The 10,531-nt window shown below is 68.8% G+C and carries 13 protein-coding genes; all 13 read left to right on the top strand.

The genetic code is table 11. The features are described 5' to 3' along the window. Nucleotides 1-340: diguanylate cyclase (locus OA56_RS06295; RefSeq protein ID WP_461584123.1), on the top strand; the 340-nt coding region annotated here is incomplete at its 5' end. Between the two features lie 205 nt (nt 341-545). Next, on the top strand, nt 546-974 hold the full coding sequence (locus tag OA56_RS06290; protein ID WP_141055469.1) for a DUF1924 domain-containing protein: 429 nt from the start codon (nt 546-548) through the stop codon (nt 972-974). 16 nt (nt 975-990) lie between these two features. Then, nucleotides 991-1,551 (top strand): diheme cytochrome c, encoded by a 561-nt coding sequence (locus tag OA56_RS06285; protein ID WP_055423088.1) that lies wholly within the window; start codon nt 991-993, stop codon nt 1,549-1,551. Between the two features lie 12 nt (nt 1,552-1,563). After that, the gene (locus OA56_RS06280; RefSeq protein ID WP_461584120.1) at nt 1,564-2,184 is read left to right on the top strand and encodes a cytochrome b/b6 domain-containing protein; all 621 of its coding nucleotides are present in this window, start codon (nt 1,564-1,566) and stop codon (nt 2,182-2,184) included. A gap of 10 nt (nt 2,185-2,194) precedes the next feature. Beyond that, nucleotides 2,195-2,872, top strand: a complete 678-nt coding sequence (locus OA56_RS06275; protein ID WP_055423086.1) for a response regulator — start codon at nt 2,195-2,197, stop codon at nt 2,870-2,872. Next, complete coding sequence (locus OA56_RS06270) at nt 2,869-4,227, top strand: sensor histidine kinase (protein ID WP_461584118.1); 1,359 nt, start codon at nt 2,869-2,871, stop codon at nt 4,225-4,227. The genes OA56_RS06275 and OA56_RS06270 overlap by 4 nt, the downstream gene beginning before the upstream one ends. 130 nt (nt 4,228-4,357) lie before the next feature. Continuing rightward, on the top strand, nt 4,358-5,056 hold the full coding sequence (locus OA56_RS06265; protein WP_055423084.1) for a thermostable hemolysin: 699 nt from the start codon (nt 4,358-4,360) through the stop codon (nt 5,054-5,056). Next, nucleotides 5,041-6,522 carry an AMP-binding protein gene (locus OA56_RS06260; RefSeq protein ID WP_055423083.1) on the top strand — a complete coding sequence of 494 codons (1,482 nt, stop codon included), beginning with the start codon at nt 5,041-5,043 and terminating at the stop codon, nt 6,520-6,522. Before OA56_RS06265 ends, OA56_RS06260 begins: the two co-directional genes overlap by 16 nt. 13 nt (nt 6,523-6,535) lie before the next feature. Beyond that, nucleotides 6,536-7,183 carry a TenA family transcriptional regulator gene (locus OA56_RS06255; RefSeq protein WP_055423082.1) on the top strand — a complete coding sequence of 216 codons (648 nt, stop codon included), beginning with the start codon at nt 6,536-6,538 and terminating at the stop codon, nt 7,181-7,183. Nucleotides 7,184-7,193: 10 nt separating this feature from the next. Next, the gene (locus OA56_RS06250) at nt 7,194-7,985 is read left to right on the top strand and encodes an SDR family oxidoreductase (protein WP_461584115.1); all 792 of its coding nucleotides are present in this window, start codon (nt 7,194-7,196) and stop codon (nt 7,983-7,985) included. Nucleotides 7,986-8,083: 98 nt separating this feature from the next. After that, the gene (locus OA56_RS06245; RefSeq protein WP_055423080.1) at nt 8,084-8,749 is read left to right on the top strand and encodes a response regulator; all 666 of its coding nucleotides are present in this window, start codon (nt 8,084-8,086) and stop codon (nt 8,747-8,749) included. Continuing rightward, nucleotides 8,746-10,143: an ATP-binding protein gene (locus tag OA56_RS06240; protein WP_461584112.1), complete on the top strand. Its 1,398-nt coding sequence runs from the start codon at nt 8,746-8,748 to the stop codon at nt 10,141-10,143. Before OA56_RS06245 ends, OA56_RS06240 begins: the two co-directional genes overlap by 4 nt. Further along, nucleotides 10,140-10,531: cation diffusion facilitator family transporter (locus OA56_RS06235; protein ID WP_461584110.1), on the top strand; the 392-nt coding region annotated here is incomplete at its 3' end. The genes OA56_RS06240 and OA56_RS06235, both read left to right, overlap by 4 nt.

The following is a 10,531-nucleotide window of genomic DNA, read 5'->3' as shown; positions in this document are numbered from 1 at the left end:
GAATTTACAGAAAGGATGGTACACAACCCTCAAGCACATCGCCGACGCCCTACGCGGCGCCATTCGCCACAGCGATTTCGTCGGTCGCTGGGGCGGAGAAGAATTCCTCCTCATTTTCCCCGCCACCGAACTCGCCGACGCTTTTCAGATCACGGAACGCGTACGCCAGGCGATCGGCGCCATCTCCATCGCGCATCGACTCGGCCCCGTCACCGTCTCCGCCAGCATCGGGCTGACGCGGCAAATCGCCGGCGAACGCTTCGTCGCCGCCCTGGATCGTGCCGACTCTGCGCTCCTGCGCGCCAAACGGGACGGACGCGACCGTACGGTCATCGGCTGATCGGTCACCGCACCAGCGCCGCTGGCAACGGCCAGAAGCAAGGATCCCCCCGCGCCGGAGGGCAGCCTGGCTGGCGCAGTACTGCAGATACGACGTCAATTTCGGACACGTTCACAGCGGAATCGTGAATGAAGCGTCGTTTTAACCCCCGGTTAAGGACGGCATGCTTCAATGACACCGTCTGCATCACGACGACGAGGTCATCATGAAATCCCCCATCTTCCGCAAGCTGCTTGGCTGGCTCTTTCCCGCCCTGCTCTCCGGCTTTTCCCTCGCTGTCACCGCCGAAACGCCAGCGGCGATGGCCGAGCGCTACGCGCAGCGCGCCGCCCAGGAGCAGCCCGGCTTCACCCCCGACCCTGCGCGCGGCGAGGCGTTCTATCGCAAGAATCACGGCGTGTCGGCCGACATGCCCGGCTGCCATGCCTGCCATGGCGCCGATCCCCGGCAGAGCGGCAAACACGTGGTCACCGGCAAGAAGATTGCACCCATGGCCGTGAGCGTCAATCCCGAGCGCTTCACCGACGAAGCCAAGATCGAGAAGTGGTTCCGCCGCAACTGCAAGGAAGTGGTGGGACGCGAATGCACGGCAGCGGAGAAAGCCGACTTTCTCGCCTGGCTCGTGCGCCAATGACTGAAGGAGACCTGACATGAATGCGATCGGACGACTTTATCGCCGCTACGGACATCTTTTCACCGCCGCCCTGTGCGCCGCCTTCATCGCTGCGCCGATCGTGGTCTCGGCCGAGGAGCGGCACGAACGCGCCGAACAGGAGAAACACGAGACCCGCTATAAAGACAAGAGCAAAGGGGCGCCGCTCTCGCCGCTCTACCGCCAGGAGTGCGGCAGCTGCCACGTTCCCTTCCCGCCGTCCTTGCTCTCGGCCGAGGATTGGCGCAAGGTGATGGGTGATCTCGCCCATCACTACGGCGACGACGCCTCGCTGTCGCCACAGACGGCGCAGGAGCTCACCGACTTTCTCGTGCAGCACGCGGGCGATGCCCGCCGCACGCAAGGGGCGGGCGATCCGCCGCGCATCACGCAGACCCGCTGGTTCCAGAAAGAGCACGACGAGGTTCCCGCCGCGGCCTGGCGCGATCCACGGGTGAAGTCCCCGGCCAACTGCGGTGCCTGCCACAAGCGCGCCGAAGAAGGCTCGTACCGCGAGCGCGAGATCGACATCCCCGGCTATGGCCCGTACAAGGACTGAAGGAGCCCCGTCATGGAGCCGAACGAAAACAAGGTGTTGATCTGGGACGCCGTCGTGCGGCTCGGACACTGGCTGATGGCCCTCGGCTTCCTCGTCGCCTGGCTCACGGGGGAGTCCGAGCGCCTGCGTCTGGTGCACGTCGCCGCCGGCGGCACGGTGGCCGCAGTGGTGCTCTTTCGCGTGGTCTGGGGCTTCGTCGGCCCGTGGCCGGCGCGTTTCTCTTCTTTCGTGCGTCCTTGGCGCGAAGCCTGGGACTACCTCGTCGGGCTGGCACGCTTGCAGCCGCGCCATTACACCGGGCACAATCCGGCCGGTGGCATCGCGATCCTCGCCCTGCTCGCGCTCGGGTTCCTCACTCCGCTCTTCGGATGGTTCGCCTACGAGGAGATCGGCGGCAAGTTCGCCGAAAAGGCGCACGAAGCGCTGGCGAACTTCATGCTCGCCGTGGTGCTGGTGCACTTGGCAGGGGTGTTCGTCGGCAGCCTCGCCCATCGCGAGAATCTGGTACGCGCGATGGTGCTCGGAGTGAAGCGCGCCGCGCCGCAGGAAGCGATCGAGCGGCCCTACACCCCCATGGCCGTCGTGCTGTTCGTCTGGGTGGCGATCGTGGTCTACTGGTTGCTGCGCCAATGAAGGAGCAAAGATGCGGGTATTGCTCGTCGAGGACGATGCGCTCCTAGGCGCGGGCCTCGAACGGGGGCTGGAGGCCCTGGGGATGAACGTGGCATGGGCACGGGAGGCGGCTTCGGCCTTCCGCCTGCTGCAGTCCGAGCCGTTCGACGCCGTGGTGCTCGATCTGGGCTTGCCGCAGGAAGACGGGATGCACGCGCTCAGGCGTTGGCGCGCCGAGGGGCTCGTCCTCCCGGTGCTGATCCTGACGGCGCGCGACGCGCTCTCCGAGCGCATCGCCGGCCTCGACGAGGGAGCGGACGACTACGTGGTGAAGCCGGCCCCGCTCGAGGAGATCGCCGCCCGCCTGCGGGCGCTGGTGCGCCGCGGCGAGGGGCGGGCGCGTTCGTTCATCGACCTGGGGCGTCTGCGCCTGGACACGGCCGGACACGCCGTGTGGTTCGACGGTGCGCCGGTGGAGCTCTCGGCGATGGAATACCGCCTGCTCGAGCGTCTCGCGCGCAACCCGGGACGCGTCTTCACCAAGATCCAGCTCGAACAGGCGCTCTACGAGGCGGAGGAAGCCCCCGACAGCAACGTGCTGCAGGTGCTCATCCATCATCTTCGCCGCAAGATCGACCCGGCCATCATCGACACGATCCGCGGCCTGGGCTACCGCCTGGGCCCGGCGGCGCAAGGGGCCGCACCGTGATCCCGTGGCGCCGGCTCGGCCGCTCGCTGCGCCTGCGCCTCACGCTCTGGCTGCTCGCCGGGGTGGCCCTTTTCTGGCTCGTCTCGCTCGCCTACGTCGTGGCGGAGAGCGGCAAGGAGGCGGAGGAACTGCTGGATGCGCGGCTCGTGGCAAGCGTCGAAGCCCTCTCTGCAGCCCCTTTGGGCAGGGGTGACGCCCCGCCCTCCTCGGGCCCTCCGGGCAAAAGGCAGCGGAAAGCCGGAAAGCACGCCGGAGTGCTGGTGCTCGACCCCGAGGGCGGGGAGATCGTGCGCTTCGGTGCCCTGCCGTCGAATGCCGACCTGTCCCGCCTCGCAGACGGTTTTCACCGCATCCCCGGCAAACCGGGCTGGCGCATCTATGCCGCCACCCGCTCCGACGGGGCGCGGGTGTTCGCCGCGCATCCGCTGGAGGCGCACGACGAGCTCACCGAGGATCTGGTGGAACACTCGGTCGAGACGCTCACCCTGGGTGCGCTCGCGCTCGCGCTCTTTTCCTGGTGGGCGATCGGCCGGGGGCTGCGTCCGCTCGCAGTGCTGTCGCACGCGCTGCGGCAGCGCCGCCCCGACGCGCTCGAACCGGTGGCCTTGCCCGATGCGCCGCAGGAACTCGAACCCGTGGTAGGGGCGGTCAATGACCTGCTCGCCCGCCTGTCGCAGGCCTTCGAGCGCGAGCGGCGTTTCACCGCCGACGTCGCCCACGAACTGCGCACACCGATCGCTGCCATCGCGGCGCATCTGGATGCCGCCCTCGTCGAAGGCAACGAGACGCGCCGCCGGGAAGCGCTGCGCGCCGCCCGCGAAGGGACGACCCGCGCCGCCCAGCTCATCGAGCAACTGCTCACCCTCGCGCGCCTGGGGCACGACGCGCGCCGGCCGCGCCGCACCATCGACGCCGCCGAGGTCGTTCGCCAGGAAGTGGCCCTGCTCTGGCCGCAGGCCCAGGCGCGCGGCCACGCCTTGGAAGTGGATCTGCCCGAGACGCTGCCCCTTCTGCTCCCGCCGGAACCGCTCGCGCTCATCGTGCGCAACCTCGTCCACAATGCACTGCGCCACACGCCGCCGGGCAGCACCGTACGGGTGTCGCTGCGCCGCGAAGGGAACCTCGTGCGGCTCGAAATCGAGGATGACGGCCCCGGCATCCCTCCCGAACGGCGGGAGACGCTGTTCGCACCCTTTGCGCGCGACTCCACCGCGCCGGGCACGGGCCTGGGCCTGACGTTGGTGCGCGAAGCGGCGGAACTCCTCGGTGCCCGTATCGAGCCCGGTGAGAGCCGCCTGGGCGGGGCACGCTTCACCCTCGTTTTGCCCGTACTGCACGAAGCACCGACGCGATGAGCCAGACATCCGAAGAGACGAGAAGCCTTCGAGGGCGAAAAGCCCCTGTTGTCGCAGATGCGGCGTTTAAGCTTTCCTTAAGTTCACCGCCGTATCGTATCTCCCACCCCTACGAGACGAGGAGGACGCAATGGCGACGACGGTCTGTTCCGCCCGACCGAAAAAGGAAACCTCCGCCAGGCTCACGGAAGCGACCTGGGTGGCCGAAAACGACGCGATGGGCGAGGACATCGCCCGCTTCGTACAAACTCTCTACCTGACCCGCTACGGCGCGCACATCGCCCCGCCGCGCGGCCCCTTCCTCGCGCTGCGCGATGCTTCCGGCCAGGTGCGGGCGGCGCTCGCGCTGCGCCGGGGCGAGGCGCCCTTCTTCCTCGAGCACTATCTCGACGCGCCGGTGCACACCTTCCTTCCCGGCGGCGTGCGCGACGGCATCGTCGAAGTCGGCAGCCTCGCGGCCGACGTACCGGGCGGCGCGCGGGCGCTGGTGGTGACGCTCACGGCTTTTCTCGCCGCCTGCCGCGTGCAGTGGGTGGTGTTTACCGCGCGCCGCGAGCTGCGCAACACCTTCGCGCGGCTCGGCATCGTCCTGCACCCGCTCGCGCCGGCGCACCCCGGGCGCCTGCCCGACGGCGGCGCGGGCTGGGGATCGTATTACGAGGGCGACCCGCAGGTGGTCGCCGGCGAAGTGGCCCAAGGTGCCGGCGCAGTGCGGGAAATGCTCGCCGCGAGCGGCGACGGCCTGCTCGCCCTGTGGCTGCGCGGGCTTGCCCTGGGCTGCGGTGCCGGGATGCGTTGGAAGGGGGAAAGGGCATGTACCCGACACTGAGCGAAGCGCTGCGCGGCTGGGCAGCAACGCGCCCCCAGGCACCGGCGTGGATCGGGCGCGAGCGCACGCTCGACTTTACCACCGCCGCCGTTGCGGTGGAGGTGCTCGCCGCGCTGCTCGAACCCTGGCGCGAGCGCGGCGTGGCGCTCGCCCTCGACAACGGCCCCGCCTGGGCGGTGTGCGATCTGGCCGCCTGGACGGCCGCCGTCCCGCTCGTACCGCTGCCCCCCTTCTTCTCCGCGGCGCAGACGGCGCACGTGCTCGACGACTCGGGCGTCGGGGCGGTGCTCACCGACCAGCCGCAGGCATTCTCCAACAAGGGGGAAGCTCGCCCCCTGGGCGAAGTGGCCGGCGTGCGACTGTGGCAAGTGATGCTGGAACCGAGCGCGCCGCCCCTGCCAGCGGGCATCGCCAAGGTAACCTACACCTCCGGCACCACCGGCGCGCCCAAAGGGGTCCTGCTGCGCCGCGAGGCGATGGAAGCGGTGGCCCGCTCGCTCGTATGGGCGGCGGGGGTGGAGGCAGGCGAACGGCATCTCGCGGTGCTACCGCTCTCCGTCCTGCTGGAGAACATCGCCGGACTGTACGCCCCGCTGCTCGCCGGCATGGGCACGGTGCTCTGGCCCGTGGCGAAACTCGGGTTGCGCGGCGCGGCCGGGGTCGATGCCGCTCTCCTGTGGTCGGCGCTGCAGCGCGCCGAACCGGACACGGCGGTGCTCACCCCCCAGCTCTTGCGCGCGCTGGTAACGGAAACCGAACGGCGCGGACCGCCCACGGCGCGGTTGCGCTTTCTCGCCGTAGGTGGCGGCAAGGTCCCGCTGCACCTCCTACAGCGGGCGCGGGCCGCGGGACTGCCCGTCTATGAAGGTTATGGCCTGTCGGAATGCGCCTCGGTGGTGGCAGTCAATCGCCCCGGGGCAGAACGCCCCGGCAGCGTCGGTCGGCCGCTGCCTCACACCGAAGTCCGGCTCGCAGCCGACGGTGAAGTGCTGGTGCGCGGCGCGGTGTGCGCGGGCTATCTGCGACAGGAAGCGCCCCCGTCTCTCGACGGATTCTGGCCGACGGGGGACGTCGGTGCCTTCGACGAGGACGGATTCCTCTTCCTCACCGGACGCAAGAAAGACATTTACGTCACCGCTTTCGGGCGCAACGTCTCGCCGGAATGGGTCGAAGGGGAATTGACCCAGGAAGAAGGCATCGTGCAGGCAGCGGTGTTCGGCGAAGGGCGGGCGCACAACCTGGCCGTGCTCCACACGACGCTGCCCGAACCGGCGCTCGCACGGGCGGTGGCGGCAGCCAACGCGCGCCTGCCCGACTACGCCCGCATCGCCGCCTGGGTGCGGGCCGATGCGCCCTTCACCCCCGAAAACGGCCTGCTCACGCCCAACGGGCGGCTGCGCCGGGCGCACATCTTCGCGGCCTACGCCCAGGCCCTCGAACGACTGTGGTCGAAACTGGAAAACTGAACGGAGAAACACGATGGGGTTCTACCACACCTTGATGCAGGAAACGGAGCGCGAACGCGCGCAATTCCTGGCGATCCCCCTCTTCGCCGCCGCGGTGGAAGGAAAAGTGAGCCTGCAGACCTATTGCGCCTTTCTCACCCAGGCCTATCATCACGTCAGCCAGACGGTGCCTCTGCTGATGGCGGTGGGGGCTCGGCTGCCCGAGCGGCTCGAATGGCTGCGCGGCGCCGTGGCCGAATACATCCGCGAGGAATACGGCCATCACGAATGGGTACTCGACGATTTGCGCGCCTGCGGCGTCGATGCCGAGGCGGTGCGCTGCGGCGAACCGGCGCCCGAGACCGACCGCATGATCGCCTACGCCTGGGACACGGTACTGCGGCGCAACCCCGTGGGTTTCTTCGGCATGGTGCTGGTGCTCGAAGGCACGAGCGTCAACCTCGCCACGCGCGCGGCCAAGGCGATCCAGGCGGCGCTCGGCCTGCCGGATGCGGCGTTCTCCTACCTCACCAGTCACGGGGATCTCGACCAGAGCCACATCGCCTACTTCGAACGCCTGATGGACCGGCTCGAGGACGAAGACGACCAGCGCGCGGTGATCCGCTGTGCCCGCCAGATGTACCGGCTCTACGGCGACATGTTCCGCGCCCTGCCGCAATGAGGAGAGGCTCATGGACATACGAGGAAAACGCGTCCTGCTGACGGGAGCAAGCGGCGGCATCGGCACCCCGCTCGCCCAGCGGCTCGCAGCGGCTGGCGCACGGCTCGCGCTGGTAGGGCGGCGCCGTGAAGCCCTGGAAGCGCTGGACGGGGACATCCCTTCGGCGGCACTCGTCGTCGCCGATCTCGGCAGCGCGCCGGGGTGCCGCGCTGCCGTGGACGAAGCACGCGGCGCGCTGGGCGGCATCGACCTCCTGGTGCATCTGGCCGGCGAAGGAAGCTTCCGCTGGTTCACCGAGGAAGACGACGAGACGATCGAACGGTTGTTGCGCACCAACTGCGCCTCGGCCATGTGGCTTGCCAAAGCGCTGCTGCCGGAGATGACGGCACGCGGCAGCGGGCGGCTCGTCTTCTGCGGCTCGGTGCTCGGGGCGCTCGCGCTGCCCGGCTACACCGCCTACGCGGCGAGCAAGTTCGCCCTGCGCGGCTTCACCGAAGGGCTGCGGCGCGAACTCGCCGGCAGCGGCGTGGGCGTGACGCTCGTCGCCCCGCGTGCCGTGCGCACCGCGCTCAATCCGCCTCAGGTCTACGAAATGGCCCAGGCGACGAAGATGGCGGTCGATCCGCCCGAGGTCGTGGCCGAGGCGATTTTCGAGGCGATCCGGCGCGACGCCCGCGAGGTGGTGCTCGGCGGAATGGAGCCTTGGGTCGTGCGCCTCAACGCCCTCTGGCCCGGCTTGCTCGATCGATTGCTGCGCAAGCAGACCGAAGTGGTGCGCCGCTTTGCGCGGCGCGTTCCGTGAAAACGAGGCAGCGAGGATGATCCGCAAACGGACGATGTCCGCCGTCTTGCTGGCGGCGCCCGCGGAACTCGCCCAGAAGGAAGGCGCTCGATAGACCGATGCGACTCCTTTTGATCGAAGACGACGAAATGCTGGGTGCGGCCGTGCGCACCGGCTTGGAACAGGAAGGCTATGCCGTCGATTGGGTGCGCGAAGGAAAAGCGGCGCTGACGGCCTTGTGTAGCGAACCGTTCGAGCTCGCCGTGCTAGACCTCGGCCTGCCCGGCCTCTCGGGTCTCGAGGTGCTCAAGCGCGCCCGTGCGGCGGGTGTGAAGACCCCGGTGCTGATCCTCACCGCCTGGGACGCGGTCTCCGACCGGGTCGCCGGGCTCGACGCCGGCGCCGACGACTATCTGGGCAAGCCTTTCGACCTCGAAGAACTCGCCGCCCGCCTGCGGGCGCTGTACCGGCGCGCCCACGGCCGTTCCGACAGCGCCATGCGCCACGGTCCGCTCGTGCTCGATCCGGCGGCGCGCACGGTGACGCTCAACGGCGCACCGGTCGAGCTCTCCGCCAAGGAATTCGCCCTCCTGCACCTTTTGCTGGAGCATGCCGGTAAGGTGCTGTCACGCGAGCGGCTGGAAGAAGGGATTTATGGCTGGGGCAGCGAAGTGGAGAGCAACGCGATCGAGGTCCACATCCATCACCTGCGCCGCAAGCTCGGTCGGGAATGGATCGTGACGGTGCGCGGCGTCGGCTACCTCTTGCCCAAGGAGCGCGGATGATCTCGCTGCGGCGACGCCTGATCGTCCTGATGCTGGGCGTGTTCGCCCTCGCCTGGGGTGTGCTCACCGCCATCGTCTTCTGGGATGCGCGGCGCGAAATCCACGCATTCTACGACGATCGGCTGGAGAAGATCGCCGAAGTGCTGCTGGAGCTTTCATGGCACGAACTCAACGACGAGCACGAGACGACGGAAGAAGTGCTCAACGGCGTCTTCAGCGAACGCCTCATCCGCGCCTACGACGACGAGGCGGCCTTCCAGATCTGGTACCGCGGCCATCTGCTCGTGCGCACGGCAGACGCCCCCGCCGCGGAACGCTTCATTCCCGGCGACGGCTTCGCCGACGTGCTCTATCAAAAACAAATGTGGCGCGTCTTGCACAAGATCCACTCCGACGGCCCCCTCGAAGTCTACTTCGGCGAACCCTTCTCCGGCCGCACCGAACTGGTCTACCACGTCATCGGTCAGCTCGTCGGACCGCTGCTCGTGGCCGTGCCGCTGCTCGTCGTCCTCGTGCTCGTCGGCGTGCGCCGGGGGCTGCAACCGCTCGCGCGCACCGAATGCGAGATCGCCCACCGCTCGCCGACCCAGCTCACGCCGATCGCGCTCGCGGAGGTGCCCGTGGAGATTCGTGGCATCGTCGGCGAGCTCAACCACCTGCTCGAGGCGCTCGCCGACGCGATGGCGCGCGAACGGCGCTTCACCTCGCACGCGGCGCACGAACTACGCACCCCGCTCGCCGTCCTCAAAACCCAGGCCCAGCTCGCCCTGCGCGCCCCCGAGGGTTCCCAGCGGGAAGAAGCGCTGCATCGCCTGATCGCCGGCGTCGACCGGGCAAGCCGCCTCGTCTCGCAACTCCTCACCCTCACCCGGCTCGAACCCGACGTGACCCGTACCCTGCGCGGCGAACTCGATCTGCGCGAGATCGCCCGCGAAGCGGTGGCCGAACTGGCGCCGCTCGCGCTCGAGCGCGGCGTGGAACTCGGGTTGGATGCACCGGAACCCGCCCGCGTGCACGGCATCGCCCTCGCCCTGGGTATCCTCGTGCGCAACCTGATCGACAACGCCATCCGCCATTCCCCGGCTGGCGGACGCGTCGACGTCCGCCTCACCGTCGACGCCGCGACCGTGACGCTCACCGTAAGCGATCAGGGGCCGGGCATCCCCCCCGAAGAACGGGCCCGCGTGTTCGAGCCCTTCTACCGCGTCCCCGGCAGCCCCAGCGGCGGCGCCGGACTGGGACTCGCCATCGTACAGCGCATCGTAGCCTTCCATGGTGGCCGCGTCGGCGCCGAAGCAGGGCCGGATGGCCGCGGCACGACGATGCGGGTGGTCTTTCCGCGCTCGGAAGATTCCCCCCTCCACCCCCTCCCTGCCATGACCGAAACCTCATGAACGAACTCCACGACTTCGACGAGCTCGACGAAGAGTCCGATTCTCCCGAACGAGAACGCGCGGCCAAACGCACCACCTGGGTGAGCGTCGCCGTCAACCTCGGCCTCACCCTCACCCAGGTGATCGCCGGCCTCTGGTCCGGCTCGCAAGGTCTGGTAGCCGACGGCATCCATTCCCTCTCCGACCTCGTGGCCGACTTCGTCGTCCTGCTCGCCCTGCGCCACAGTCGCAAAGCGCCCGACGCCAACCACCCCTACGGCCACCAACGCTTCGAGAATGCCGCCTCGCTCGTCCTGGGCGCGCTGCTCCTTGCCGTCGGCCTCGGCATGATCAATACCGCCGTGCACAAGCTGGAGAATCGGTTGTGCAACCTTTTTTCTGTAAATTT

The sequence above is a fragment of the Tepidiphilus sp. HLB4 genome, assembly GCF_054823945.1.
The sequence above is the reverse complement of the archived record's forward strand: the minus strand, read 5'-3'. Positions and strand labels throughout refer to the sequence as shown.